The organism is Candidimonas humi (assembly GCF_019166065.1).
GTDB classification, from domain to species: domain Bacteria; phylum Pseudomonadota; class Gammaproteobacteria; order Burkholderiales; family Burkholderiaceae_B; genus Candidimonas; species Candidimonas humi.
The window spans coordinates 632,524-658,517 of sequence record NZ_JAHTBN010000001.1 but is presented as its reverse complement, the minus strand read 5'-3'; the positions used below and the strand labels follow the sequence as shown (position 1 = coordinate 658,517).

The 25,994-nt window shown below is 66.3% G+C and carries 21 protein-coding genes and 2 pseudogenes; 20 read left to right on the top strand and 3 right to left on the bottom strand.

All coding sequences use genetic code 11. The features are described 5' to 3' along the window. Window positions 1–2: 2 nt before the first annotated feature. Together KVP10_RS02885 and KVP10_RS02880 are read left to right on the top strand one after the other, a co-directional pair. Window positions 3–1,385, top strand: a complete 1,383-nt coding sequence (locus tag KVP10_RS02885) for an extracellular solute-binding protein (protein ID WP_217962929.1) — start codon at window positions 3–5, stop codon at window positions 1,383–1,385. Window positions 1,386–1,721: 336 nt separating this feature from the next. Beyond that, window positions 1,722–2,039: pseudogene (locus tag KVP10_RS02880) on the top strand (TrbG/VirB9 family P-type conjugative transfer protein); the annotation flags it as partial. An 11-nt stretch (window positions 2,040–2,050) separates the two neighbouring features. Here KVP10_RS02880 and KVP10_RS21200 read toward each other — a convergent pair. Beyond that, entirely contained in the window at window positions 2,051–2,506 is a 456-nt protein-coding gene (locus tag KVP10_RS21200; RefSeq protein WP_246600310.1) for a hypothetical protein, read from the bottom strand. A gap of 46 nt (window positions 2,507–2,552) precedes the next feature. On the opposite strand from KVP10_RS21200, the gene KVP10_RS02875 reads away from it, so the two are divergent. From KVP10_RS02875 to KVP10_RS02810, 14 genes and pseudogenes are all read left to right on the top strand, one after another. Continuing rightward, complete coding sequence (locus tag KVP10_RS02875; protein WP_246600301.1) at window positions 2,553–2,999, top strand: toxin co-regulated pilus biosynthesis Q family protein; 447 nt, start codon at window positions 2,553–2,555, stop codon at window positions 2,997–2,999. Continuing rightward, on the top strand, window positions 2,996–4,639 hold the full coding sequence (locus tag KVP10_RS02870; RefSeq protein WP_246600255.1) for a hypothetical protein: 1,644 nt from the start codon (window positions 2,996–2,998) through the stop codon (window positions 4,637–4,639). The genes KVP10_RS02875 and KVP10_RS02870 overlap by 4 nt, the downstream gene beginning before the upstream one ends. A gap of 12 nt (window positions 4,640–4,651) precedes the next feature. Next, window positions 4,652–6,154, top strand: a complete 1,503-nt coding sequence (locus KVP10_RS02865) for a type 4b pilus protein PilO2 (RefSeq protein WP_217962928.1) — start codon at window positions 4,652–4,654, stop codon at window positions 6,152–6,154. A gap of 106 nt (window positions 6,155–6,260) precedes the next feature. Next, entirely contained in the window at window positions 6,261–6,608 is a 348-nt protein-coding gene (locus KVP10_RS02860; RefSeq protein WP_217962927.1) for a hypothetical protein, read from the top strand. Window position 6,609: 1 nt separating this feature from the next. Beyond that, entirely contained in the window at window positions 6,610–8,409 is a 1,800-nt protein-coding gene (locus KVP10_RS02855; protein ID WP_217962926.1) for a GspE/PulE family protein, read from the top strand. After that, window positions 8,406–9,602 carry a general secretion pathway protein gene (locus KVP10_RS02850; protein ID WP_246600253.1) on the top strand — a complete coding sequence of 399 codons (1,197 nt, stop codon included), beginning with the start codon at window positions 8,406–8,408 and terminating at the stop codon, window positions 9,600–9,602. The genes KVP10_RS02855 and KVP10_RS02850 overlap by 4 nt, the downstream gene beginning before the upstream one ends. 459 nt (window positions 9,603–10,061) lie before the next feature. After that, window positions 10,062–10,601 (top strand): annotated as a pseudogene (locus tag KVP10_RS02845) (type 4 pilus major pilin); the annotation flags it as partial. A gap of 50 nt (window positions 10,602–10,651) precedes the next feature. Next, entirely contained in the window at window positions 10,652–11,752 is a 1,101-nt protein-coding gene (locus tag KVP10_RS02840) for a hypothetical protein (protein ID WP_217962925.1), read from the top strand. A 392-nt stretch (window positions 11,753–12,144) separates the two neighbouring features. Continuing rightward, window positions 12,145–14,763 carry an alanine--tRNA ligase gene (alaS, locus tag KVP10_RS02835; RefSeq protein ID WP_217962924.1) on the top strand — a complete coding sequence of 873 codons (2,619 nt, stop codon included), beginning with the start codon at window positions 12,145–12,147 and terminating at the stop codon, window positions 14,761–14,763. Window positions 14,764–14,867: 104 nt separating this feature from the next. Beyond that, window positions 14,868–15,125 carry a sulfurtransferase TusA family protein gene (locus tag KVP10_RS02830; protein ID WP_217962923.1) on the top strand — a complete coding sequence of 86 codons (258 nt, stop codon included), beginning with the start codon at window positions 14,868–14,870 and terminating at the stop codon, window positions 15,123–15,125. A gap of 256 nt (window positions 15,126–15,381) precedes the next feature. Beyond that, a complete protein-coding gene (rpsP, locus tag KVP10_RS02825) occupies window positions 15,382–15,636 on the top strand; it encodes a 30S ribosomal protein S16 (RefSeq protein ID WP_088601872.1) in 255 nt (84 codons plus the stop codon). 57 nt (window positions 15,637–15,693) lie between these two features. Further along, on the top strand, window positions 15,694–16,317 hold the full coding sequence (rimM, locus tag KVP10_RS02820) for a ribosome maturation factor RimM (protein WP_217962922.1): 624 nt from the start codon (window positions 15,694–15,696) through the stop codon (window positions 16,315–16,317). Window positions 16,318–16,366: 49 nt separating this feature from the next. Then, window positions 16,367–17,140 carry a tRNA (guanosine(37)-N1)-methyltransferase TrmD gene (gene trmD / locus KVP10_RS02815; RefSeq protein WP_217962921.1) on the top strand — a complete coding sequence of 258 codons (774 nt, stop codon included), beginning with the start codon at window positions 16,367–16,369 and terminating at the stop codon, window positions 17,138–17,140. Between the two features lie 30 nt (window positions 17,141–17,170). After that, window positions 17,171–18,301 carry a serine hydrolase domain-containing protein gene (locus KVP10_RS02810; protein WP_217962920.1) on the top strand — a complete coding sequence of 377 codons (1,131 nt, stop codon included), beginning with the start codon at window positions 17,171–17,173 and terminating at the stop codon, window positions 18,299–18,301. Between the two features lie 25 nt (window positions 18,302–18,326). Here KVP10_RS02810 and lexA read toward each other — a convergent pair whose 3' ends face one another. Both lexA and KVP10_RS02800 read right to left on the bottom strand, forming a co-directional pair. Then, entirely contained in the window at window positions 18,327–19,025 is a 699-nt protein-coding gene (lexA, locus tag KVP10_RS02805) for a transcriptional repressor LexA (RefSeq protein WP_217962919.1), read from the bottom strand. A 276-nt stretch (window positions 19,026–19,301) separates the two neighbouring features. Continuing rightward, window positions 19,302–20,501, bottom strand: coding sequence for an amino acid aminotransferase (locus tag KVP10_RS02800; protein WP_217962918.1), 1,200 nt, complete (start codon window positions 20,499–20,501; stop codon window positions 19,302–19,304). 81 nt (window positions 20,502–20,582) lie between these two features. Between KVP10_RS02800 and uvrB the strand changes: the two genes are divergently transcribed. The 4 genes from uvrB to KVP10_RS02780 all read left to right on the top strand — a co-directional run bounded on the left by uvrB (window position 20,583) and on the right by KVP10_RS02780 (window position 25,994). After that, window positions 20,583–22,601, top strand: coding sequence for an excinuclease ABC subunit UvrB (uvrB, locus tag KVP10_RS02795; RefSeq protein WP_217962917.1), 2,019 nt, complete (start codon window positions 20,583–20,585; stop codon window positions 22,599–22,601). Window positions 22,602–23,249: 648 nt separating this feature from the next. After that, the gene (locus KVP10_RS02790) at window positions 23,250–23,741 is read left to right on the top strand and encodes a low molecular weight protein-tyrosine-phosphatase (protein WP_217962916.1); all 492 of its coding nucleotides are present in this window, start codon (window positions 23,250–23,252) and stop codon (window positions 23,739–23,741) included. Window positions 23,742–24,243: 502 nt separating this feature from the next. Then, on the top strand, window positions 24,244–24,741 hold the full coding sequence (locus tag KVP10_RS02785; protein ID WP_217962915.1) for a Fe-S cluster assembly transcription factor: 498 nt from the start codon (window positions 24,244–24,246) through the stop codon (window positions 24,739–24,741). Between the two features lie 35 nt (window positions 24,742–24,776). After that, the gene (locus tag KVP10_RS02780) at window positions 24,777–25,994 is read left to right on the top strand and encodes an IscS subfamily cysteine desulfurase (RefSeq protein ID WP_217962914.1); all 1,218 of its coding nucleotides are present in this window, start codon (window positions 24,777–24,779) and stop codon (window positions 25,992–25,994) included.

Below are 25,994 nucleotides of genomic sequence, written 5' to 3'. Positions count from 1 at the left end.
CTATGAAGAAATATACGTTTTCCGGCACGGCTTCCCGCCTGGCCGCAGCCTTGCTGGGCGCGGCCGCCATGTCCTGCGCGGTCGGCGCCCAAGCCGCCACCAATATCGAGGTCTGGTACAGCCTCAACCCCCACAACCGCCAGGTGTTCGAAAAACTGGTCGGGCAATTCAACCGCAAGCAGGACGGCGTGCATGTCGCGCTCAAGTCCTACGACAGCAGCGCCGCGCTCGAGTCCGCGCTGGCCGCCGCGGCCCACGGCAAGAATACGCCCAACCTGGTGCAACTGGACGACAACCATGCGCCGGACGAACTGGCCCAGCGCAGCTACATCCTGCCCCTGTACCAGTTGCTGGCCAAATACCCCATCAAGAACGTCAAGTGGTTCCTGGCGCCCGAGCATGCCTTCATGCGCGATTCCCGCGGCCGCCTGCTGGCCTTTCCGTACATGGTCGATATTCCCGTCATGTACTACAACATTGGCGCCTTCAAGACCGCGGGGCTGAACCCGGCCACGCCGCAACGCACCTGGATCGGCCTGCAAGGGCAACTGGTGCAACTGGCCAATCACGGTTCGCGCAAGTGCCCGCTTACCAGCGACGAGCCCGTCTCGATCCATCTGGAGAACCTGGCCGCGGTCAATAACCAGCTATACCTGACCGACGACAACGGCCTGGCCGTCAAGTCCTCGCCCAAGGCCAAATACCATTATTCCCACGGCAAGAAAGTCCGGGTGGAAACCTCGGCCGGCGCGCCCAGCTTCCCGCTGGACCTGCTGTACATTCGCCATTTGTCCATGATGGTCACCTGGGCGCGCAACGAACTGTTGGTCAAACCCCAGCTCAGGGGTAATCCGACACAGCGCTTCGCCGACCGCGAATGTGCGGTGCTGATGTCCAGTTCCAGCAATATCGGCATGTTCCGCGATGCGCGCGGCCTGGATTTCGGCGTTTCGGGCCTGCCGTATTACCCCGAAGCCACTTCCCAGCCGGGCGATCCCTTCGTGGGCGGCTCGGCCTTGTGGGCCGTAGACAAGCACCCGGTCGCCGAGAACAAGGCCACCGCCGAATTGCTGAATTGGCTGGCACAGCCGGACAACGCCGCGACCTGGTACCAGAACACCGGCTTCCTGCCGGTGACCGCCCAGGCCTATTCGGCAACCCCGCAGGGCTATTACAAGAATCTCGGCAACTGGCAGTCCCTGGTGGCGGACTACGCGCGCCGGCCCAAAGACACCGAGCGTGGCTTCAAGGTGGCCAATTACCCGCAGATCAAGGCCATGTTCCGCGCCCACCTGGAGCGCGCGCTCAATGGCCAGGATCCGGCGGTCACCGCGCTCGGCTCGGCTGGCGCCGAGGCCAACCGGCTGTCGCGCTCTCCGCGCTGAGGCGTGGTCCGCGGGCCTGAGTCGCTTGCCGTTGCGGGCGGCGCCTTGGGTGCTGCGGGTAGTTGCAGATAGCGGTTGGGACAACTGCTTTAGCGATTCAGGTAGCGGCTCGAGCAAGTGCGAGTAGGTAGTTCGAGTAAGTAGAGTAAGTAGTTCGAATACGTATTAGCCCCGGCGGCCGGCAATGGCCGCCGGGGCTTTTTCATCCATGGGTACGGACGCGCGTCGCGGCCTGCGCATGCGGGATGGCGCATTGCCGCGCGGCCTGGCTTGCATCCGACAAAAACATCCTTGCGTAGATTCCGGCGTGGCGCTGCCGCCCGAGCCTGCAGCAAGATGAGGCCACGCGATATTGCGTGGTTTCCACCGGATGCGGCCATGCCCAGAATCCTGCTTGCCGCCGGACTTGCCGGCTTGTTGTGCGCGTGTACCTCCATGCCGGACTGGGGCTGGCTGCCGGGCCGCTCGGGGCCGGGCCTCGCGTCCGGCGAACGGCAATACGATTTCCGCTGGCGCCTGTCCGGCGACCGGGCCGTAGCGCCTCTGCAGGTATTCGACGATGGGCGCCAGACCTGGCTGCAGTTTGCGCCGGGCCAAGCCGTTCCAGCCATATTTCGCGGTGGCGAGCGCGGCGACCAGCCCTTGGACTATCGTCTTGCGGGTCCTTACGTGGTGCTCGACGGCGTCTGGCCCCGGCTGGTGCTGCGCGGCGGCGGCCTGCGCAGCCTGGTCGAGCGTGCCGCGCGTGGCGAGTCACCGGCTTCGGCGCCCGCCCAGTCCGCCGCCGCGCGGCCTCCGGCTTCGGGGCAGGCTGTCGCATCGCCGATACGGACATCGTCCACCGGGCCGGGCCCAAACCTGCCCGCCAGGCCGTCGGCTGTGCCGACATCGCCGACATCGCCGGTATCGCTGCCATCGCGGGTATCGCCGCCATCACCGGTATCGCCAATGCCGGCATCGGCATCGGCATCGGCCGCCGGCCGGACGGCGGCATTGGCGGCGGAGCCCAGGTGGGTTGGCTTGGCCGCCGGTCTTTCCGTAAAGCCTCCGGCAGCCAGTCGGGCGGCTGGTGTTGCGGAATCGGCCGCCGCACTCTCGGTATTGCACAAGCCTGCCGCCATGCCGGCCGGGCGGGGCGCAGCGCCGATCGGGCAGGGCGCGATAACGTTGCGCGACACGGCCTATGCTTCCAGCCGGACTCCGGCCCTTGCGGCCGCCGCCGGCCAGAGAGCCAAGCCGGCAGCGAGCCCCGCTCCGGTGGCGCTGGCCGGCCCCGTTGCCGTCCGCTACCAGGCCGGGCCGCAAGACGGTAGTCTCAGCGCCCGCTACCAGGTTGGGCCGCAAGACGGCAATCTCAGACAGGCCCTGTCGCGCTGGGCGCGCGCGGCCGGCTGGACGTTCGAGCCCGAGCACTGGGCGGTGGACGCCGATATTCCCATCACCGGCTCGGCCCGTTTCGATTCCGGCTTCAAGCGTTCCGTGCAAGACCTGGTCGCCTCCACCGAGCTTTCCGAAAAACCCCTGCAGCCCTGTTTTTATTCGAACAAGGTGCTGCGCATCGTGCCCTATGCGCAGGCCTGCGACCGCAGCGCCGACCCCGCGAGGGTGTCATGACTACGAGCCGGCATGGCGGCGCAGCAGCCCGGGCCGAAGGGCCACGGTCCTGCGCACGCGCGCTGCGCTGCCTGGCCTGCGTGGCGGCCTGCGCGCTGCTGGGCTCTTGTGTCCTGGCGGAAAAAATGCGGCGCCTGGGCCAGGAGTCGGCCGGCGCGCAAACCACTCTGCAAGCGCGCCACGACACGTTCCGCCGCGGGCTCGGCGACCCGGCGGCGCGCCGCCGCGCCCAGGACGTGGGCCGGCCGTGGCTTGCGGGCCGCGCCACGCCGCTGGCGCGCGAACTGAGCCTGCCGCTGGCGCTGCGTGCCAATGTCAGCACGACCATGCTGTATGCCGAGGACGCGCAAGACCTGCCCGCCATGGCGCAGCGCATTACCGCAGCGACATCCATACCCGTATACGTCAGTCCCGAATGCCTGCTGCCCGCGCAACGCTTCGCGCCGCGGCTGGCCGGCAGCGCCGGTGCCGAAGCAGCGGCCGCGCCGCAGCGCATCGTGCTGTCCGCGGGACGGCAGCCGCTGGCGCAGATACTCGACCGCATCGCCGCGCAGATCGGGGTGGCCTGGCGCTACGCGCATGGCCGCATCGAGTTCTACCGCACGGAAACCCGAGTCTTCGACGTGCGCGCACTGACTCTGGATGCGCGCGCCGAAGCGTCGCTCGGCCTGGGCGGCGATGCCAACAGCGAAGGCTTTGCCAGCACCTCGCGCACCAGTCTGTCGGGCGGCAAGCAAGACCTGCTGGCGGTGGTGCGCGCCCGGCTCGAGCCCTTCCTGTCGCGCGCCGGCACGGTGGTCGCCGAGTCCGGCGCGAGCGCCTCGGTGGTGGTCACCGACACGCCGGAGGTCTTGCGCCGCATCGCCGTCTATCTGGAGCATGAAAACCGTTCGCTCACGCGGCGGGTGCGCCTGGTCTTCGAGGAAATCACCTTGGCTTTGCAGGACGATGCGCAAGCCGGGCTGGACTGGAATCTGGTGTTTTCCAGCGCACGGGCCGCCGCGGCCCTGACCATGCCGGGCCAGGGCCTGGTGGACGGCGGCAGCCTGGGCGTAGGCCTGAACACCGGGTCCTTCAAGGGTTCGGAGGCCATCATCAAGGCCCTGGGCCAGGTCGGCACGGTACTACGCCGCAGCAGCGTACCCGCGTTGACTTTGAACCGCAGGCCGATTACCCACGCGGTCAGGACCACGTTTTCGTACATAGATCGGGTCCAGACCACGGCGCTGGGCACCGAGGCCGGCATGGCGCTGCCTTCCGTGTCGGTCAGCCAGAAGGACGTCACGGTGGGCTCGCTGCTCACGCTGGTGCCGGATGCGCAGGACGACGGGCGCATCCTGCTGTCGCTGGCCTACGACAATACCGTGGCCCAGCCGCTGAAATCCGTCACCTTCGGCGACAAGAGCAATCCGCTGCAATTGCAGCAGATCACCATTGACGGCAACGGCACCGTGCAGCAGCTCATGCTGCTGCCCGGCCAGCCCCTGCTGGTCTCGGGATTCGACCGCAAGCAGGAGCAAACCGAGGCCCGCCGGCTCAACCCGGGGCTGCCCATGTTGCTGGGCGGCAGCGACCGCGCTTCCAGCCAGCGCCTGACAACGGTGGTGCTGATCACCGCCCAGGTCGAAGAAGGCTATTGAAGGGGGCGAACCTTGGACGGCGTACTGATAATCCCCGGCGCCTCGGTGTCCCTGGCCTTCGGCCTGGAGTGGCAGCCGCTCATTCCCGGCAGGGCAGTGAGCGAGGCGCAGCGCAGGGCGCGGCGTGTCAAGGCGACGCATGTGGTGGTGGCCGGGGACGGCGCCGCCGCGGCCGGCATGGCGCGGCTGTCCGCAAGGGCCGCGACGGGGCCGCGGCCCATCCATTCGGCCGCCCAGGGCTTGGCGCTGCTGTTCGGCGTCGGCACGTTCGCGCTGTTGCTGGAACTCGCGCCGCGGCGCCACTGGCTGGTGGCCGTGCATGACGGCGCGGTGGTGATGCGCACCGACAGATTGTTCGAATCGTCCGAGGACGCGGCGCACATCCTGGCCGAACTGAGGCAAGCCTATCCCCGCCTCGCGGTCTTGCCCGGCGCAGCGGGATACGAGGCGCCTGGCCTGGCGCAGATAGAAGCGGCCGCCACGGTACAGACGCGGCTCGTGCCGGTGGCGGCGCGCTGGCAGCGCCTGTTGCCGCGCCGCCTGCAGTGGCTGGTGTTGGCAGCGCTGCTGGCCATGCTGCTGCCGCGTGCCTGGCAGGCCTTGCGTCCGTCCCGGCCGGCGCAGGCGGCTGCCGGCGTCGACGCCGAGCAGGCCTGGCGCGCAGCATTGCGCAAGGCGCAGCGCAAGCACGTCTTGCATGGGGTGGCCGGCACCCGGTCGGTATTGGCGGAATTCTATGCCTTGCCGGTAAGCCTGGCGGGGTGGCGATTGTCGCATGCTGCTTGCGAGGCGCGGCCCGGCGCGTGGCTGTGCACGGCGCGCTATGAGCGCCGCGATGCGCATGCCAGCAATGCCGGGCTGCTGGCCGCCGCGCCGCGACATTGGCGCCTGGACTTCCCGTCCATGGAACAGGCCGGCGTCCATTGGCAGCTTGCATATCGGGGCCTGCCGCTCGACGAACATGTCCTGAGCAGCCACGCCCATAACGAACGCCACTTGATCAGCGCGTTGCAGGCGATCCTGCCTGCGTTCGCAAGCCTGCGCCTGGGCAAGGGCCGCAAGCTCGAGGCCGCGGCGCCGCGCGATGCGCAAGGGCGGCCTCTGCCCCGGCCCGCGAGCCTGCCGGCCTACATGTTGCGGTCCGTGGAAATCCATGGCCCGCTGCGCTCGGCCAGCCTCTTGCTGCCATACACACAGGCCATGGCATGGCGCAAGGTGTCGTTGTCGCTGCGCGACGCCGCGCGGCCGGCCTTGAAAAGCAGCAGCCTGCACTTGTCCTTGATGGGAGATCTATATGAAATCCAGTATCCACAGGATGAAGCCCCGTCCGCGCCCGAGAGTCTTGCGGGCGTTGCGCCGCTGGGCATGGGGAGTCTTGCCGGTAGCCGGGCTCCTGGCGGGGCTGCCGCGTCCGGCGCAGGCGCTGGATCGCTCCCGGCCCATGCAGGGGCAAGCGGCGCTGCAGGCTCGGCCGCCGCAAGCTCCGGTCGGCTCATCGCAGGGCCGCCCGCATGATCGGCCGCCGGATGCGAGGCAGGGCGCATCCGGGCCGGGCACGCCGCAGGCGCAGGGCGCGGCGCCCGGTCTCGGGCCCGATGGCGGAACGCTTGCGGCCGAGCAAATGTCGGTGCGCGAACTGATGCACCTGGAAACTGTCGAGGCGCTGGAACTGGCGCGCGGCCGCGCGCGTAATCACCGCTATTCCGACTCGGCGCCTGCCGGTGCGGGGCCGGGCAGGGAAGGGCTCAAGCTGCTCGCCATCTATGGCGTGGGCAAGAAGCTGCTGGCCGAAGTACGGGTCGGATCGCGCCCGCTCGTATATCTGCGCGGCCAGCCACTGCCCCTGGGGGCCAAGGCCGACGCGCAGGCATATCGCCTGCATGGCATCACCGGATCTTGCGTGCACTTGGAACGCCGCGGCGAGGCGCACACGCTGTGCCTGCATCCTTCGCAATGGGCGGGAGGCTGAGATGTTCGCGCGCCCAGGACACCTCGCTCAAGCCCGAACGCGCCCGCAGGCTCCGGTCCCGCGTTTCGATGCGTCCAGCGCACTGGACATACGCGGCCCCGATGCACTGCGCGCCGCCATTACGGGAGGAATGCGCCCCTTGGCCGCGGAACTGCGTGTCCAGGCCCTGGCCGGCCGCATGTGTCCGGTTCAACTCGACGATGGCTGCGTGGCGATCTTCGCCTTGCCCGAACACGTGGGCAGCGACCTGGCCGACGAACTGGCCAGGCGTGTCCAGGCGCAGGGCTATGCATTGGCCACGCCGCAGCGCTATGCGCTGGATGCCTCGCTGCTGCTGTCGGTGGCGCGCGGCCAGTTCGATCCGCGCAAGGACCGGGCGGGGTGGCGCCAGGGCATGGCTGGTGCGGAGCGGGCCCGCAGCGCCCTGGTCGAGGTCTTCCAGGAAGTGGTCGAGTGGGGTGCGCGCCACGGCGCCAGCGACATCCATCTGAATGTGCATTGGAACCGGCCCGAATCGGAAGTCAAGTTCACGATCGCCGGGCGCTATGTCGAACCGGAGCGCTTTCGCCGCCTGCCTACGCGTACCTTGGCCGACATGCTGGCCGTGGCGTGGATGGAGATCGAAGGCGGCAACGGCGTGGTGTTCGATCCGCAGATCGAACAGCAGGGGCGTTTGTGCCGGCATGTCGACGGCCGGCCGATCGTGCTGCGCTGGGCTTCGCTGGCGGCCGACAGGGGCCCCAGCGTCTGCCTGCGTCTGTTGGAACGCGACAATCTCGCGCTTGGCCATGGCCTGGAAAGCCTGGGCTATCTGCCCGAGCAGGTAGCGGCCATAGAACGCGCCATGCATTCCGAAGGCGGCGCCATCGTCTTCGCCGGCACGGTAGGCTCGGGCAAGTCCACCACGCTGGCATGTCTCGTGGCGGGCATCCCCGCGCACCGCAAGATCATCACCATCGAGGACCCGGTCGAATACCTCATCCCAGGGGCCATACAGAATACCGTGGCGCGCGATGCGGGCGCGCAAGGCGGCGCGAGCGTGTATGCCGCCAAGCTCCGGGCCCTGAAGCGCGCGGCCATGAACGACGTGCTGCTTGGGGAAATCCGCGATCGCGAGTCCGGCCGCGCTTTCGTCGACCTGGCGGGCTCCGGCGCGAGCCTGTACACCACCACGCACGCACCCTCGGCCTGGCTGGCCTGCGAACGTCTGGCCTCGGAGGCCATAGGCATACCGCGCGACTTCCTGGCCACGCCGGGCATACTCAAGCTGGTGGTGTATCAGGCTTTGCTGCCCCGTTTGTGCGAGCACTGCGCATGGCCCGCGAGCCGGCTGCTGGCTGGTGCGCCGGGGCTGGACGGCCGGCAGCGCGACGGCGCGGCCTGGCGTTCATGGCTCGAGCGTTTGCGGCGCCTGTACGGCTGCGACCCGGCCGCGCTGCGCATACGCAACCCGCAGGGCTGTTCCCGCTGCCGCAACCCGCAGGTGCCGGAACTCGACGGCTGCAATGGCCGCACGGTGGCGGCCGAATACCTCGAGCCGCAATTGGCGCCGGGCTTTTTCGATTATGTGCGCCGCGGCTCGGCGGCGCCAGGCGACGGTTTCCTGCACGGGCATGCCGGACACCGCCCTGCGCCCGGCATGGACACAGGCTCCTGGCATAGCGCCATGGACAGCGCCGTATGCAAAGCTCTGGCGGGCGAGATAGATCCGCGCGAGATCGAGGCCCGGTTCCAGTCCTTCGAAACCTGCGAACGTCTGCTGCAACTGCGCGACGGTGCGAGCCTGAGGGTGGTGGCATGAAACCCGCGGGCGCCAGGGCTTCCCGCCCCACGATCCCGAACGCCCCGGGCGGCAGTCCGGCCAAACGCGTGCGGGCCGCGGGGATGCTGCACGATGCCGTCTCGCGCCTGGCCCAGGCGTTCGACGGCCTGCTGTTCGGCAGCCGGCGTGCCGACTATTACGAATATCTGGCGGCCCTGATGCAGGGCGAGCAGGGGCGGCGCACTCTGCACGGCATATTTCTTGCCGATGCCGCGCGCTATGGCTCTGCCACTTTGCGCGGCCGGCTGGCGCGGCGCTGGGCGCAAACCTACCAGGACAGCGGCGGCAGCTTGCTGCGGACTTGGGGAGGAAGCCTGCCGGCGATGGAACTGGGGCTGATCGCGGCCGCCCAGTCGCAAGGCAACGAGGCGCTGGCGCGCACCCTGCACGATTTGGGCCAGGTGGCGCGATTGGTGGGCCGGGCCCGAGAACTACTGTTTGCGGCGCTCTGGCCGGCGCTGGTGGCACTGTTGTTGCTGTCGGGCCTGGTGCTGGCGGTACCGGCCTATACCGCGCCGCGCCTGCGCCAGACCTTCCAGGCGGTTCCCGACGAGTATCTGGGCATACTGACGCGCCGTCTGTTCGAGTTCTCGGCGTGGGTACAGGCATATTGGCCGATGGCGGTAGCGGGGCTGGCCGCGAGCCTGGGCTTGTTGTTGTGGTCGCTGCCGAATCTCACCGGCGCTTTGCGAGCAGTGCTGGATCGCCATGGGCCGTGGCGCCTCTACCGGCATTTCCACGCCGTCCGCTTTCTTGCCGTGCTGGGCGCCATCCTCGAGCGGCCTGGGGCCGGATCGATGCGTCTGGCCGCCGCGCTCGGGATGCAAAAGGCCTGCGCCGCGCCTTGGGCCGAGTGGCATATCGACGCCATGCTGGGCCGCATCGACGCCGGCGTGACCGGGGCCGCCACACTGGACACCGGTCTGCTGGATCGCGAACTGTACTGGTTTCTCGCCGACATGGCATTGGCGCGAGGGCTGGAGCCCGGGCTGCTGGCGGCCCGCGAACGCCTGCTTACTCGCATCCTGGTCTCGGTGGCGCACCAGGCCGCCATGCTGCGCTGGTCCTTGCTGCTGGCCTGCGTGGCCGGCCTGCTGGGTCTGGGCCTGTGGCATTACGCAGTCATCGACGAGCTGCGCCGCGCCTTGACGTTTTTCTATGCGAGCCAGTAGCGCGTGTCGCTTGCGTGGGCGTTGCCGCGTGTTTCGTCTGCGGCGTATTCCTTGCGTTTTTTCTTGGACAGCCTGTTTGCCTGAGTACCCCGGTTCGATCTGGCGAGTCCAGCCCGCAGCCCATAGTTCACCGCCTACGGCCCTTAATTCATTTGTGCATTTGTGTTCATACCCACGACAACCATCCACCGCCCGGAAAATCCCGGACGACCAACACCAAGGAGACAGCCCATGTCCACTCGCAATATTTCCACGACACCGCAGGCAGCCGGCATGGCCGCCGGCGCAGTCGATTCTTCCTGGCTGCGGAGCCAGGAGCAGGAACGGGACCAAGAACGCGGACAGGAACAGAGACGGGAGCAGGGGCAGGACCATGGGCAGGGAAACGGACAGGACCATGGACAGGGAAACGGAAAAGACCATGGACAGGGCCGCGGCGCGTGGCGCTGCTATGACGGCCAGCGCGGCTTTTCTCTGGTCGAGGTTTCCATCGTCACCGCCATCGTGCTGCTGCTGGCCATCATCGGCATACCGGCCATAGGCAGTTACGTGGTGGAGAACAAGGTGCCCAGGGTGGGCGAGGAGCTGGCGCGCTTCATCGCGCAAGCCCGGGTCAATGCTGCGCCGGGCACGGCCTTGCCCTATGAGGCTATACAGACCTCGAATCTTGCCAGCCTGCTGCGCGATTCGGGCGTGCTGTCGGTCAGCGGCGAGGACGCCAACGTCAAGGTGATGCATGGCCTGGGCAGCGACGGCCAGGTCACGGTCGAGCCGGTGGAGGCGGGTGCCGCCTTTTCCATCACGCTCAGCAATGTCAGCCATGCCGCTTGCCCTGCCATCGCCTCGGTGATGCAGCGCGTTTCGGAAAACATGAGCGTGGCCGCGGGAGGACAGGCGGCCGTGACGATCAAGGACGATACCGTTGCCTATAGCGCCATGGCAGCGCAATCGCATTGCGCCAAGGGGGACGTCAATACTTTCGTGTTCGTGGCCGGATGATGCGGCCAGCCCGGCCAGGCATGTCTTTGGGGCCGCGGGCGCCGCGCGGCATGTTCGTTGTATCGCAAGCCTTCGCGGCCCGCGTTGCGCGTGGGACTCGCGCCAGGAGCACGTCGCGCGGGCCGGCCGGCAGTTGCCAGCGCGGCTATGTACTGCTGGAGTTGATGCTGGCTGCTGCACTGGCAGTGTTGCTGGCGGTCTGGGGCGCACATGCGCTGGCCCTGGCTTTGGACGCGGCGGCGGCCAGGAGCCTGGCCGGTTGGATGCTGACGGTGCGCCAGGCGGCGCAGGCGTATATAGAGCGCTACGACCGCGAGCTGGCCGGCGCCGCGGACCCGCAGGCGCTTGCCGGGCGCGGCTATGTTGACTGGTCCGCGCCCAGCCTGGCGGAGCTGCGGGCCGACGGTCTGCTGTCGCGCGGTTTTCCCGAGTTGGGGCCGCTGGGCATGCCGGTGTCGTTGCGCATATTGCGCAGCGGCGCCGCTTGTCCCGATGCGGGCGACTGCCGCATCGAGGCCCTGGTCTATAGCGGCCGTCCTTTGTTGCGCCGAGGCGCGGTGGACGAGCACATGCTGGCGCACTGGCTGCTGGGCGCCCAGGGTTGGGGCGGGGCGGTGCAGGCCCGCAACGCGGCGCAGATATTGGGCCCGGCCTTCGGCTACGACAATCCGCCGGCCGCGGATATGCCGGCCTTGCCGGCCGGCACGCTGGCCATGGCGGTGACTGCAGCCAATCTCGCGCACCTGGCTTATCTGCGGGTGGGGGATGCGCGCGATCCCGATTTCCAGGGCAGGGCGAGTGTGGCGGGCAATTTGGAGACGCGTGGTTCGCTGAAGGTGCGGGATTATGTGACGATCGAGGCACAGGAAAATGCCGGCGCGGTTTGCGCGCAGACGGGGGCGGTGGCGCGCGAATATTATGGCGGGCTGCTGATGTGCCGGTCGGGCTCGTGGCGCCGCATCGGCGGGGCGGGCGGCGGTTTTTCCATCAATAGTCTGTATGGCTGCCGCAATTCGAGCGGGGCGTCGACCGCGAATCCCTTGACCGATGCTTGTTCGTGTCCCAATGGTTTCACTGTGGTGCAGATTTCAGATAGCGGCAACCAGCCTGCGCCGGATGGTCGCACTACGGGTTATTTGTGCATCGAGTAGGGCGTTTGCTCATGTGATGTGTTTGGTTCGTCGAGCTGTCGGGTTCTTTAGGCGCGGCCTAGAACGGGGTACCTCCTTCCGGCTCGATGACCCACTCGCCTCCAGGAGGCACCCCGTTCTCTCCGCTGGCTCTGCGGACGGGCGGGGGTTGTGGGTTTTGGTTCGGCGGGGTGCGGGTTCTTCAAGTGCGGCCTGGAATGGGGTATTTCCCTTCGGCTCGGTGACCCGCTCGCCTGCGGGAGATGTCCCATTCTCTCCACTTGTTCTATAGGCTGGTGGGTGGTGTGGGCCTGGTTCGTCGGGGTGTGGGGTGCTTTGGGCGTGGCCTTGGCTTTTTTTTTGTCACACCCTCTATAATCGACGATTACCCATCAAGCCAGCGTTTTTCTGTAATGAAAACCTCCGAAATCCGCCAGAAGTTCCTATCGTTCTTCGAATCCAAGGGCCACCAGATCGTGCCGTCCTCGCCGCTGGTGCCGGCCAATGACCCGACCCTGTTGTTCACCAACGCGGGCATGGTGCAGTTCAAGGACGTGTTCACTGGCAAGGAGACGCGCCCCTACAAGCGGGCCACTACCTCGCAGCGCTGCGTGCGCGCCGGGGGCAAGCACAACGACCTGGAAAACGTAGGCTATACCGCGCGGCACCACACTTTCTTCGAAATGCTGGGTAATTTCAGCTTCGGCGATTATTTCAAGCAGGATGCCATACGCTATGCCTGGGAATTGCTGACTGCGGTATACAAGCTGCCGGCCGAGAAGCTGTGGGTGACGGTCTACCAGGAAGACGACGAGGCCTACGACATCTGGGCCAAGGAAATCGGCGTGCCGCCCGAGCGCATTGTGCGCATCGGCGACAACAAGGGCGCCCGCTACGCGTCGGACAATTTCTGGCAGATGGCCGACACGGGCCCTTGCGGGCCATGCTCCGAGATTTTCTACGACCACGGCCCCGAGATCTGGGGCGGGCCCCCGGGCTCTCCCGAAGAAGACGGCGACCGCTACATCGAGATCTGGAACCTGGTGTTCATGCAGTTCGAGCGCGACGCCGCGGGGAATATGCCGCGCCTGCCCAAGCCCTGTGTCGATACCGGCATGGGCCTGGAACGCATCGCCGCGGTGCTGCAGCATATGCATTCCAATTACGAGATCGACCTGTTCCAGGCGCTCATCAAGGCGGCTGCGCGTGAAACAGGCACGGCCGATCTGCAGAACAATTCGCTCAAGGTAATCGCCGACCATATACGCGCCTGCAGTTTCCTGGTGGTCGATGGCGTGATTCCCAGCAATGAAGGGCGCGGCTATGTCTTGCGCCGCATCGTGCGCCGCGCGCTGCGCCATGGCTACAAGCTGGGCCAGACGCAGCCTTTCTTCCACAAGCTGGTGGGCGACCTGGTGCAGCAGATGGGCCAAGCCTATCCCGAGCTGGCCGCCAAGCAGGAGCGCGTCGAGCAGGTGTTGCGCCAGGAAGAAGAGCGCTTCAGCGAGACGCTGGAAAACGGCATGCGCATTCTCGATGCCGCGCTGGCCGATGTGCCCGCGCAGGGCACGCTGGACGGCCACACGCTGTTCACCTTGTACGACACTTATGGTTTCCCGGTCGACCTGACGGCCGACATCTGCCGCGAGCGCGAGGTCGAGGTCGATCTCGAAGGTTTCGACCAGGCGATGACGCGCCAGCGCGACCAGGCGCGCGCGGCCGGCAAGTTCAAGGCCGCCGAAGGCCTTAGCTACCACGGCGCACAGACCCGCTTCGACGGCTATGAGCATCTGGCCGGCCAGGGCAAGGTCACCGCGCTGTATGTGGAAGGCTCAGAGGTCGACTCTGTGCAGGCCGGGCAGCAGGCTGTCGTGGTGCTGGACGCCACGCCTTTCTATGCGGAATCGGGCGGCCAGGTGGGCGACACCGGCGTCCTGGAAGGCGAGCAGGCCCGCTTCGATGTGGCCGATACGCAGAAAATCCAGAGCGGGGTCTTCGGCCATCACGGCCGGCTGGCCAGCGGCACGCTGTCCGTGGGCGACACGCTGGATGCGCAGGTCGACGGCCAGCGCCGCGCCCGCACCATGCGCAATCACTCCGCCACGCACCTCATGCACAAGGCCTTGCGCCAGGTGCTGGGCGGTCACGTGCAGCAGCGTGGCTCGCTGGTCGACCCCGACAAGACCCGCTTCGACTTCGCGCACGACGCGCCCATGTCGGCCGAGCAGATCGCCGAGGTCGAGCGCATCGTCAATGCCGAGGTGCTGAAGAACGAGCCGGTCGGCACGCAGATCATGGCCTACGACGACGCGGTCAAGGGCGGCGCCATGGCGCTGTTCGGCGAAAAGTACGGCGATACGGTGCGTGTGCTGGATATCGGCTTCTCGCGCGAACTGTGCGGCGGCACGCACGTGCAGCGCACGGGCGATATCGGCATGTTCAAGATTCTGTCCGAGGGCGGCGTGGCCGCGGGCGTGCGCCGCGTCGAGGCGATCACGGGCGACAACGCTCTGGCCTGGGCGCAGCAGACCTCGGCCACCTTGCAGCGCGCCGCGGGCATGCTGAAATCGCAGCCGGCCGAGCTGACCGAACGTATCGGCCAACTGCAAGGCCAGCTCAAGACGACCGAGCACGACCTGGAGCAGGCCAAGAGCAAGCTGGCTGCGCTGGCCAGTTCCGACCTGCTGGACCAGGCCGTCGAGCTGGGCGGCGCCAGGCTGCTGGTGGCGCAATTGAAGGGCACCGATCCCAAGGCCTTGCGCGGCATCGTCGACGACCTGAAAGGGCGCGTGAAGTCCGGCGTGATCCTGTTGGCCACCGAGGCCGAGGGCAAGATCAGCCTGGTAGCGGGCGTGACCGCGGACCTGGTTTCCAAGGTCAAGGCCGGCGAGCTGGTGGGCAGCGTCGCCGCGCGCCTGGGCGGCAAGGGCGGCGGGCGGCCGGACATGGCCATGGGCGGCGGCACCGATGTGGCCGCGCTGCCTGCGGCGATGTCGGGCGTCGAGCCCTGGGTGCGCGAGCGCCTGGCCTGATACTGACATGAAGCGGCGCCACGCTATTCTTTACAGCCGCCATCTGCGCGGCCCCGGGGTCCGGCCGGATGCCCGGGACGGCCTGGCGGCGTCGACCTGCAATCATGAACGACACTAGCGATACCAATGCCGCGCCGGCGGCCGATCTCGAGGTGGACGCCACGGGGCTGAAATGCCCCTTGCCGATCCTGCGCGCCAAGAAGGCCCTGGCGCAATTGACCACCGGGCAAGTGCTCAAGGTGATCACCACCGACCCGCACGCAGTCCGCGATTTCCAGGCCTTTGCCAGGCAGACCGGCAATCCGCTGTTGCGCCAGATCGAGTCGGGAGAGACCTCGGTGCATTTCCTGGCGCGCCGCTGAGACGGTTGTTCTGCCGCCGGGTCCGCGCGTTGCGGCGCCACATACTGCGCCTGCCGTTCGCGGTGCCGCGCTTTGTTTGCGCCGGGCTGCGTACCGCCGCGGCAAGAATGGGTTGCCGTGCCCGCGCGGCCGCAGGCCTTGCCCGGCTGTTGTGTTTTTCTCGACTCGCGCGCTTTTTTGCCGGCCGGATGTTTGCTCATCTGCCCTCGAAGTGCTAGAATCTCACGTTTTTCGCATAATTTTCAAAGGATTACCCATGGTTGTGATTCGTCTTGCCCGTGGCGGCTCGAAGAAGCGTCCGTTTTACAATGTCGTGGCAGCCGATTCGCGTAACCGTCGCGATGGCCGCTTCATCGAGCGCGTGGGCTTTTACAACCCCGTCGGCGGCGAAGGCCAGGAAAACCTGCGTCTCGCGCTTGACCGTGTCGAATACTGGGCCGGCCAAGGCGCCCAGGTTTCGCCGGCCGTTGCTCGCCTGGTCAAGGAATTCTCCGCCAAGGCCGCTGCCTGAGCATGGCTCGCGCCGCTCGCAGGCATAGCGCTTGCGGCGCCTGCCGGTGCCCGGCCCATGCCTGAAGACCGCCATAGCGCCACCGTGCCGCCCGACCTGATAGAGCTCGGGCGCATTGTCGCGGCGTACGGCATCCGGGGCTGGGTGAAGGTGCAGCCGCATTCGGCCCAGGCCGATGTATTGCTCGACACCGCGTCATGGTGGTTGAAAGCGCCCGTTCCCGTCCATGGGGGTGCGGGCGCTTTGCCGTATGCGCGCCACGCGCGCGTGCAGGCCAGCCGCCCGCAGGGCGCCGCCATTGTCGCGCAACTGGATTTGTCTCCCGACCGCAATGCTGCCGAGTCCTTCAAGGGGCATACGGTATGGGTGCCGCGCAGCGAGTTCCCCGCGCCCGAAGACGATGAGTACTACTGGATCGACCTGATCGGCTGCAGCCTGTACGGTGTCGCCGAAGACGGCGCCAGCGCGCTGATCGGCGTGGTGCAGGACGTCGCCGACAACGGTGCGCACGCCTTGCTGCGCGTGGAACGCGCCGGGCTGGACGCGCAGGGCGCGCCGGTGCCCGTGCTGGATGCCAAGGGGCGGCCTCTCGAGGTATTGGTGCCGTTCGTGGCGGCGCACATCGGGGCGGTGGATCTGGCCGCCAAGCGCATCGACAGCGATTGGCCGCTCGATTTCTGACGCAGCCGGCCTTTTATCATTTTTCTATTCATCCATCCGGGGCAGGGCCATGCGCTTTGACATCGTGACGCTGTTTCCCGACATATTCCAGGCGGTGCGCGACCTGGGCGTCACGGGCCGTGCGCACAAGCAGGGCTTGTGGGAGCTGGTGTTGTGGAACCCGCGCGAATACGCGCGGGACGTGCACCGCACGGTGGATGATCGCCCCTATGGCGGCGGTCCCGGCATGGTGATGATGGCCGGCCCGCTGGAACAGGCGGTGCGAGACGCGCAGGCGCAGCGCGGGACGCCTGGGGCCGTCATGCTGATGAGCCCGACCGGCAAGCGCTTCGACCAGGCCATGGCGCAGCGCCTGCTGCAAGAGGGCGGGGCGACCCTGGTTTGCGGCCGCTACGAAGGCGTGGACCAGCGCTTCATCGACCGCTGCGTTACCGAAGAAGTATCGATGGGCGACTTCGTGCTCTCGGGCGGCGAGATCCCGGCGCTGGCGATCGTCGACGCGGCGGTGCGCCTGCTGCCCGGCGCCCTGAACGACGCCGAATCGGCGGTGCAGGATTCTTTCAACCCCGCCTTGAGCGGGCTGCTCGACAGCCCGCACTACACCCGTCCGGAAGTCTACGAGGGCGCGGCCGTGCCGCCCGAGCTGCTGTCCGGCCATCACGCCCATATTGCCCTGTGGCGCCGCCGGCAATCGCTGCGCCTGAGCTGGCAGCGGCGCCCCGACCTGATCGGTCGTGCGCGCGAGCAAGGCCTGTTGTCGCGCGAGGACGAGGCCTATCTGGCTCGGCTTGCGGCCGACATACAGCCACCTGCCTCGCACTGAGCCGCGCCACAAGGCCAGCGAGGGCGATTCGTGAATTATCTCCTGCGCCTCACCGCTGCCATGGCCCTTTTCATTGCCCCGGCCTCGATGCTGGCCGCGTGTGCGGCGGAGCCGCCGCCTGCGGCCGCGGCATCGCAGTTCCAAGGGCAAGGCGCGACATCCGTGTTCCCTACCGCCGCATGGGCCCGTGCTGACCCGGCGACGCAGGGGTTCTCGCAGACTGGTATCGAAAGCGCGCTTGCGTACGCAAAACAAGAAGGCTCGACCGCCGGCATGATCGTCCGCAATGGCTGGGTCGTCGCTCAGTGGGGCGATATTTCGAGAAAGTCCAATCTTTATTCGGTCCGCAAGAGCTTCATGAGCGCCCTGGTCGGAATCGCCGTCGCGCGGGGCCTCCTGCGCCTGGACGACACCCTGGGGCAACTTGGCATCGATGACGAGCCCCCGTCGCTGTCGCCGGCCGAAAAGGAGGCGACCTTGTGCATGTTGCTGGAGGCCCGTTCGGGCGTCTATCACGCCAGCGTCTATGAGACGGCCGGTATGAAGGCGTCCAAGCCGCCGCGCTACAGCCATGCGCCGGGCACGTTCTGGTATTACAACAACTGGGACTTCAATACGGTCGGCGCCATCTACGAAAGGGCCACCGGCAAGCGTATTTTCGAGGCGCTGAAGACGGAAATCGCGGATCCCATCGGCATGCAGGACTATCTTCCGTCGGACGGGCGCTATTTGAGCGGCGAGCCCTCGACCCGCTACCCCGCGTATCCGATCAGGATGAGTACCCGGGACCTTGCCCGTTTCGCGCTTCTGTACCTGCACGACGGCCGCTGGCGCGGCAGGCAGGTCGTGCCGGCGGCATGGGTGGCCGAATCGACGCGCCCCGACTCGAACAATGCGACCGGGGGCTATGGATACATGTGGTGGACCAGCGTTCCCGCCAGCGGCGAGCGCCCTCGGGGGGCAAAACTATTGCGGCCGGCCTTCTGGGCGGACGGGCACCTGGGCCAGTATGCGGTCGTCGTGCCGTCGCTGCAGTCGGTGATCGTGAGCCGGGTCGATTCCCGCCTGACTTCGAAGCATATGAGCCGCAGAAAGATGGAAGGGCTCGTGTGGCGGGTGGAGTCTGCGGCCCAGGCCACGGGCATAGGGCCGCAGCCCTGAGGACGATGCCCGGGGCGCGGCGAAGTCAGTGCAGCGGCGTGGTGCGTATCAGGCCCACCGCTATGCCTTCGAGCGAGAAGTCGTCTTCGGGGCCCACGACGATGGGCTTGAAATCGGGATTCTCGGGCAGCAACTGGATGCGGCCGCCGCTGCGCGCGAGGCGCTTGACGGTGACGTCGTCGCCGATGCGGGCCACGACGATCTGGCCGTTGCGCGCTTCGAGGGTCTTGCGTACGGCCAGCAGATCGCCGTCGAGTATGCCGGCGTCGCGCATGCTGGAGCCGCGCACCCGCAGCAGGTAGTCGGGCGCCTGGTCGAACAGCGCAGGCTCTACGCCGATTTCGCGTTCTATGTGTTCGGTGGCAAGTATCGGGCTGCCGGCGGCGACGCGGCCGACGATGGGCAGCAGCAACTGCGCCAGGCCTTCGGAAAGGGTCGCGGCCACGGCGGATGCAGAAGAAGACAGGCTGGACGGCAGGGATGCGCCCGCTGCGCCGGCGGGGTTCGCCGTGTCTTTGAGGCGGATGCCGCGCGAGGCGCCGGCGGTGAGCTCGATGGCGCCTTTGCGGGCCAGGGCGCGCAGGTGGTCTTCGGCGGCATTGGCGGACTTGAAACCCAGCGCCTGGGCGATTTCGGCCCGGGTGGGCGGAAAGCCCGTGCGCACGATTTCGCTGCGGATGAGATCGAGGATTTGCTGCTGACGCGCGGTGAGCTTGACGGCCATGGTTGCCCCGGCATATGCCTGTATTTTTATACAGTCCGAATTCTGTCGCATCGCGAGCCAAAAATCAAGTATTGCGCGGGCTGAAGCCAGTTTGGCGCAAATGCGTACGGAGTTTTGCAGCATGCTGGGCCGCAGTGCTTCGAAAACGGCATGCGCCCGAGCCGCAAGAAAATGCCATGGCGGTGGCATCGGCCGTGGCAAATGCAAAGGGCGGGCCGTTTCCGGCCCGCCCCATGATTACCTGCGCCGGCCCGTATGGGTCGGCAAGGCTTGCGATCAAAGCACCTTGGCGATGGCTTCGGCGACGTAGTCGATATTGCCGCTGTTCAGGGCTGCAACGCAGATGCGGCCGCTGGCTATCGCGTATACGCCGTGTTCTTCGCGTAGGCGGTCGACCTGGGCCGCACTGAGGCCCGAGTACGAGAACATGCCGCGCTGCTTGCGCACGAATTCGAAGTCTTGCTTCACGCCGTGGGCCTTGAGCTTGTCGACGAGTTGGTCGCGCATGGCGCGGATGCGGTCGCGCATGGTGGCGAGTTCCTGCGTCCAGAGCTGGTAGAGCTCGGGCGTGTTCAGCACCATCGAAACCACGGTGCCGCCATGGGTGGGCGGGTTGGAGTAGTTGGTGCGGATCACGCGCTTGAGCTGGCTGAGCACGCGCGTCGATTCGTCGCGGTCGCCCGAGATCATGGTGAGCGCGCCGACGCGCTCGCCATACAGCGAGAACGACTTGGAGAACGACGAGCTGATCAGCATGTCGAGCCCCAGGCCGGCGAACAGGCGCACCACGGCGGCGTCTTCTTCCAGCCCGGCGCCGAAGCCCTGGTAGGCGATGTCCATGAAGGGCACCAGTTGCTTTTCCTGGAACACCTGGGCGATCTGCTTCCATTGCTCGAAGCTGGGGTCCACGCCCGTGGGGTTGTGGCAGCAGGCATGCAGGACGACGATGGTGCGCGCCGGCAACTGGCGCAGGAAGGCCAGCATGCCCTCGATGTTCACGCCGTGCGTAGCCGCGTCGTAATAAGGATAGGCCACGACTTCGAAGCCGGCGCGCTCGAACAACGCGCGGTGGTTTTCCCAGCTGGGGTCGCTGATGGCGACCTTGGAATCGGGCAGCAGTTGCTTGAGGAAGTCGGCGCCGATCTTCAGGGCGCCGGTACCGCCCAGGGCCTGGGCGGTAAGCACGCGGCCTTCGGCCACCAGGGGCGAGTCTTGCCCGAGCAGCAGGGTTTGCGCGCCCTTGTTGTAGCCGGCGATGCCGTCGATGGGCAGGTAGCCGCGGGCTGCGGCGGCCTCGACGCGCTTGATTTCGGCGCGGCGCACGGCTTCGAGCAGGGGAATGCGGCCTTGGTCGTCGTAATAGACGCCCACGCCGAGATTGACCTTGTTACCGCGCTTGTCGGCTCCATATTGTTCATTGAGGCCGAGTATGGGGTCGCGCGGCGCGAGCTCGACGGAGGCGAAGAGAGAGTCCATGTTTTGGGGGGAAGGATGAGAAGTGGTGAATTGACGGGCAATAGTGTGATAATAAGGGGTTTACCCTAGGTGTGTCCAGCCATGAAAGCTCCTGGTTTCGTCGAGTTTCCCGGCAGTCCCTTCCAGCTCTACCAGCCGTATCCGCCGGCCGGCGATCAGCCGTCGGCGATCGATGCGCTTACCGAGGGGATCGCCGACGGTCTCATGTTCCAGACACTGCTCGGGGTGACGGGTTCGGGCAAGACCTACACCATGGCCAACGTCATTGCGCGCACGGGCCGCCCGGCCATAATTCTCGCGCCCAACAAGACGCTGGCCGCCCAGCTCTACGCCGAGATGCGCGAATTCTTTCCCAAGAATGCTGTCGAGTATTTCGTCTCGTATTACGACTATTACCAGCCCGAGGCCTACGTGCCCACGCGCGACCTGTTCATCGAGAAGGATTCGTCCATCAATGAACACATCGAGCAGATGCGCCTGTCGGCCACCAAGAGCCTGTTGGAACGCCGCGACACGGTGATCGTGGGGACGGTGTCGTGCATCTACGGTATTGGCAACCCTGGCGACTACCACGCCATGGTGCTGACCCTGCGCACCGGCGACACGATCGCGCGCCAGGAACTGCTGGCGCGGCTCGTGGCCATGCAGTACGAGCGCAACGACGTGGAATTCTCGCGCGGCCATTTCCGGGCGCGCGGCGAGACCATAGACGTGTTCCCCGCGGAACATGCCGAGCTGGCGCTGCGCATCACGTTGTTCGACGACGAGATCGAGTCGCTGGAAATGTTCGACCCGCTTACCGGCAAGATCCGCCAGAAGGTGCTGCGCTTCACGGTATTCCCGAGTTCCCATTACGTCACGCCGCGCGAGACCGTGCTGCGCGCCATCGACACCATCAAGCTGGAATTGCGCGAGCGCCTGGACCACCTCACCGCTGATGGCAAGCTGGTCGAGGCGCAGCGGCTCGAGCAGCGCACCCGCTTCGACCTGGAAATGCTGCAGGAACTGGGCTTCTGCAAAGGCATCGAAAATTACTCGCGGCATTTGTCGGGAGCGGCGCCGGGCGAGCCGCCGCCTACGCTCATCGACTACCTGCCGGCCGACGCGCTGATGTTCATCGACGAAAGCCACGTGACCATGGGCCAGCTCGGCGGCATGTACCGCGGCGACCGCTCGCGCAAGGAAACCCTGGTGCAGTACGGGTTTCGCCTGCCTTCCGCGCTGGACAACCGTCCCCTCAAATTGGAAGAGTTCGAGCGGCGCATGCGCCAGTGCATCTTCGTTTCGGCCACCCCCGCCGCCTACGAGCACGATCATGCCGACAATGTCGTCGAGCAGGTGGTCAGGCCCACCGGCCTGGTCGACCCCGAAGTCGAGGTGCGCCCCGCGCTCACCCAGGTCGACGACCTGCTGGGCGAGATCAAGCTGCGCGTGCAGGCCGGCGAGCGGGTGCTGGTCACCACCCTGACCAAGCGCATGGCCGAAGACCTCACCGATTATCTGGCCGAGAGCGGTATCAAGGTGCGCTACCTGCACTCGGACATCGACACGGTCGAGCGGGTGGAGATCATCCGCGACCTGCGCCTCGGGGTGTTCGACGTGCTGGTGGGCATCAACCTGCTGCGCGAGGGCCTGGATATCCCCGAAGTGTCGCTGGTGGCCATCCTGGACGCCGACAAAGAAGGTTTCCTGCGTTCCGAGCGCAGCCTGATCCAGACCATAGGGCGGGCTGCGCGCAATCTCAACGGCCGGGCCATCCTGTATGCCGACCGAGTCACCGATTCCATGCGGCGCGCCCTGGACGAAACCGCCAGGCGGCGCCACAAGCAGCTCGAATTCAACGAGCAGCACGGCATCACGGCGCGTGGCGTGAGCAAGGCGGTGCGCGAACTGATAGACGGCGTGATGGCCGCTCCCGCGCCCGCCAGCGCCCTGGACGACATTCCCGCCGAGGTCCTGCGCGACGAGAAATCCCTGGCCAAGGAAATCCGCCGCCTGGAAAAGCTCATGATGGACCACGCCCGCAACCTGGAATTCGAACAGGCGGCCACCGCCCGCGATGCCCTGAACCGCCTCAAAGAACAGGCATTGATGAATTAGCGGCCCACGTAGGGCGACCCGCACAGGGCGGCCCGTGTAGAGCGACCCACGCGGCGGCCCGTGGCCGGGCGGTTTGCGCGAGGTGTCCCACATGGGAAGAGTCCGGGCCGGGCCGTCCAGTCGGGCTGCCGACCCGAGGCGTGCCGAAGAGCAGGGCAGTGCGAGAGGGCCTCCCTGGGCGGCCCCGCGCAGAGCGATTTGCGGATCGCAGCCCACGCAACGAGGCCTCTCGGGGGCGGATGCCGGGTTCGGGGCGGCTCGTCCGCCGGTGTGGCCTGGCTTATATTGCAATATTCCGCTTTCTGTATGTATTTGTTGTCAAATACCAACATGCGTATCGATAAAGCAGAGCAGTGCTTTTAGGCCGCGGCGCCGGATGCGTGTCCCGCGCGGGGGCTCCGATATGTTCAGTGCGGTGTTAGGCGCGCGTTTGCCGGTGGCCTCGCAAGGCCTTTTGCTGCACCGCCGCAACCGCTTTGCGGCCAGCCCCTGGAAAGGGGGCTGAAGAGGGCTGTCATTTTGCCTGAAAGGCCTGATAACACCTTAATGTCATTAAGTTTTTCAGTTTGTCAACAATGACCATGCAGGTGTATGTGACATTGCAAAAAATCCTTGCCTTATCTGGGGTTTTCCCTCACACTTTCACCTATGATGACTAAGGTACTTTTCGTTTGCATGGGTAATATCTGCCGCTCGCCGAGCGCAGAAGGCGTGTTCCGCCACATGGTCGCCGAAGCGGGCCTGGCCGATGTGGTTGGCGTGGACTCGGCCGGCACCCATAGCTTCCATATCGGCGAACCCCCCGATGCACGCGCGCAGGCTGCGGCCCGCAAGCGCGGTTACGAAATCTCCGGCAGCACCGCCCGCCTGGTGACCCCCGAAGACTTCCGCGAATTCGATCTTATCCTGGCCATGGACTGGGAAAACCTGTCGGCCCTGCAGCAGCAGTGCCCCAAGGTCTACCAGCACAAGCTCATGCTGCTCATGCGCTTCGCCAACGAATTCGAAGAAGCCACGGTTCCCGACCCCTACTACGGCGGCCCCGAAGGCTTCAACAAAGTACTCGACTACCTCGAAGACGCCTGTCAGGGCGTGCTCGAACTGGTCCGCAAGCGCGCCACCCAATACCAGGCAGCCTGAAGCAGGCTTGCCTCTACGACAAAAAACCGCGCTACGGCGCGGTTTTTTGTTGGTGGCGCTTCTTTGACGGCGCTTCTTTGATGGCAACTCCTTGAGGGCACTTCCTTTGATGGCACCACTCTTGGTGGTACTTCCCTGATGACACGTCATCGCCAGTGCGCCGTAGACGGCGGCCGGGAAGGGCAGCCTCTCGAGGGCAGCCCGTCCGGAAAGTGACGGCTGATGGGATGAGCGCGCCGTAACTGCTCTAGCGGGACGCAGCATTGCTGCGGCGCCAGGAGATCGACAGGGGTGAACCCGGAGCCCTTGGGGCGTACTGGCGGCACAGCCGCCGGAACAGGCCTCGCAAACGCTGGTCCAATCGCTGTTTCGAGGAAGCCTCGGCGAATAAATCCCCAGCAATTTAGTCGGGAATTTGCTATACTTGAGTCAATTACTCGGATATATCTTTTTTGCAGCCGCACAAGGCGGGCAAACTTCGGGCTAGATCAAGGAAACCATCATGCGTTTGACGACTAAAGGGCGTTTTGCGGTAACGGCAATGATAGATCTGGCTTTGCGCCAGCAGAGCGGCCCGGTGACGCTGGCCGCCATCAGCCAGCGCGAAAACATATCGCTGTCCTACCTCGAGCAACTGTTCGGCAAGCTGCGCCGCCACGAACTGGTCGAAAGCGTGCGCGGCCCGGGCGGCGGCTATTCGCTGGCCAGGCTGGCGCGCAACATCACGGTGGCCGACATTATTTTCGCGGTCGACGAACCGCTGGACGCCACCAGCTGTGGCGGCAAAGAAGACTGCACCGTGGGGCGCATCGGCAGTTCGGGCAAATGCATGACCCACGAACTGTGGTCCACGCTAAATCGTAAAATGATCGATTATCTCGATTCTGTTTCCCTGCAAGACCTGGTCGACCAGCAGCGCATGCGGCTATTGCAGGAGGCCTCGCAGGCCCAGGCCGAGATCCGCCTGAACCGGGTGCCTATATCGTCGGTGCCGGCCTGAAAGCGCCGGCGTAAACAATGCCAGGAGCTGCATTGATGTCGAAACCCTCGCGTCCCATTTATCTCGATTATTCCGCCACCACTCCGGTAGATCCGCGCGTGGTCGAGAAAATGGTGCCCTGGCTGTACGAGCGCTACGGCAATCCCGCCTCCAGCAGCCACGCCTACGGCTGGGACGCCGAAGAGGCCGTGGAACAGGCCCGCGCCGAAGTGGCCGCCCTGGTCAATGCCGACCCGCGCGAGATCATCTGGACTTCAGGCGCCACCGAGTCCGACAACCTGGCGCTGAAGGGCGCCGCCGGCTTCCATTCCGGGCGCGGCAAGCACATCGTCACGGTGCGCACCGAACACAAGGCCGTCCTGGATACCTGCCGCGAACTCGAGCGCCAGGGCTTCGAGCTCACCTATCTCGACGTGCGCGAAGACGGCCTGCTCGATCTCGACGCCTTCACGGCGGCGCTGCGGCCCGACACCATCCTGGCCTCGGTCATGTTCGTCAACAACGAGATCGGCGTGGTGCAGGACATCGCCACGCTCGGCGAAATCTGCCGCGACAAGGGCATAGTCTTCCATGTGGACGCGGCCCAGGCCACGGGCAAGGTCGATATAGACCTGCAGCAACTGAAGGTCGACTTGATGTCGTTCTCGGCCCACAAGACCTACGGTCCCAAGGGCATAGGCGCCCTGTACATACGGCGCAAGCCGCGCGTGCGCATCGAGGCGCAGATGCACGGCGGCGGCCATGAACGCGGCTTTCGGTCGGGCACGCTGCCGACCCACCAGATCGTGGGCATGGGCGAAGCCTACCGCCTGGCGCGCGAGGAAATGGCCGCCGAAAACGAACGCGTGCGCGACTTGCGCGACCGCCTGTGGGCGGGGCTGTCGCGCATTCCCGAAGTCTATCTCAATGGCGACATGCGCCGGCGCGTGCCGCACAACCTGAACATCAGCGTCAATTATGTCGAGGGCGAGTCGCTGATCATGTCCATCAAAGAGCTGGCGGTGTCCAGCGGCTCGGCCTGTACCTCGGCGAGCCTCGAGCCTTCCTACGTGCTGCGGGCGCTGGGCCGCAGCGACGAACTGGCGCACAGCTCGATACGCTTCACCCTGGGGCGTTTCACCACGCGGCAGGAAATCGACTACGCCGTCGAACTCATTACCCAGCGCGTGGGCAAGCTGCGCGACATGTCGCCCTTGTGGGAAATGGCCCAGGAAGGCATAGATTTGAATACGGTCCAATGGGCCGAGCGCTGA

Coding starts and splice junctions, on each gene's coding strand:
- KVP10_RS02870 (WP_246600255.1), top strand. CDS start 2,996: ATGACTACGAGCCGGCATGGCGGCGCAGCAGCCCGGGCCGAAGGGCCA.
- KVP10_RS02840 (WP_217962925.1), top strand. CDS start 10,652: ATGTTCGTTGTATCGCAAGCCTTCGCGGCCCGCGTTGCGCGTGGGACT.
- KVP10_RS02860 (WP_217962927.1), top strand. CDS start 6,261: ATGTCGGTGCGCGAACTGATGCACCTGGAAACTGTCGAGGCGCTGGAA.
- KVP10_RS02785 (WP_217962915.1), top strand. CDS start 24,244: ATGCGTTTGACGACTAAAGGGCGTTTTGCGGTAACGGCAATGATAGAT.
- lexA (WP_217962919.1), bottom strand. CDS start 19,025: ATGGCCGTCAAGCTCACCGCGCGTCAGCAGCAAATCCTCGATCTCATC.
- KVP10_RS21200 (WP_246600310.1), bottom strand. CDS start 2,506: ATGGCGGCAGGCTTGTGCAATACCGAGAGTGCGGCGGCCGATTCCGCA.
- KVP10_RS02780 (WP_217962914.1), top strand. CDS start 24,777: ATGTCGAAACCCTCGCGTCCCATTTATCTCGATTATTCCGCCACCACT.
- KVP10_RS02850 (WP_246600253.1), top strand. CDS start 8,406: ATGAAACCCGCGGGCGCCAGGGCTTCCCGCCCCACGATCCCGAACGCC.
- KVP10_RS02885 (WP_217962929.1), top strand. CDS start 3: ATGAAGAAATATACGTTTTCCGGCACGGCTTCCCGCCTGGCCGCAGCC.
- uvrB (WP_217962917.1), top strand. CDS start 20,583: ATGAAAGCTCCTGGTTTCGTCGAGTTTCCCGGCAGTCCCTTCCAGCTC.
- trmD (WP_217962921.1), top strand. CDS start 16,367: ATGCGCTTTGACATCGTGACGCTGTTTCCCGACATATTCCAGGCGGTG.
- rimM (WP_217962922.1), top strand. CDS start 15,694: ATGCCTGAAGACCGCCATAGCGCCACCGTGCCGCCCGACCTGATAGAG.
- KVP10_RS02855 (WP_217962926.1), top strand. CDS start 6,610: ATGTTCGCGCGCCCAGGACACCTCGCTCAAGCCCGAACGCGCCCGCAG.
- KVP10_RS02800 (WP_217962918.1), bottom strand. CDS start 20,501: ATGGACTCTCTCTTCGCCTCCGTCGAGCTCGCGCCGCGCGACCCCATA.
- KVP10_RS02790 (WP_217962916.1), top strand. CDS start 23,250: ATGATGACTAAGGTACTTTTCGTTTGCATGGGTAATATCTGCCGCTCG.
- alaS (WP_217962924.1), top strand. CDS start 12,145: ATGAAAACCTCCGAAATCCGCCAGAAGTTCCTATCGTTCTTCGAATCC.
- KVP10_RS02830 (WP_217962923.1), top strand. CDS start 14,868: ATGAACGACACTAGCGATACCAATGCCGCGCCGGCGGCCGATCTCGAG.
- rpsP (WP_088601872.1), top strand. CDS start 15,382: ATGGTTGTGATTCGTCTTGCCCGTGGCGGCTCGAAGAAGCGTCCGTTT.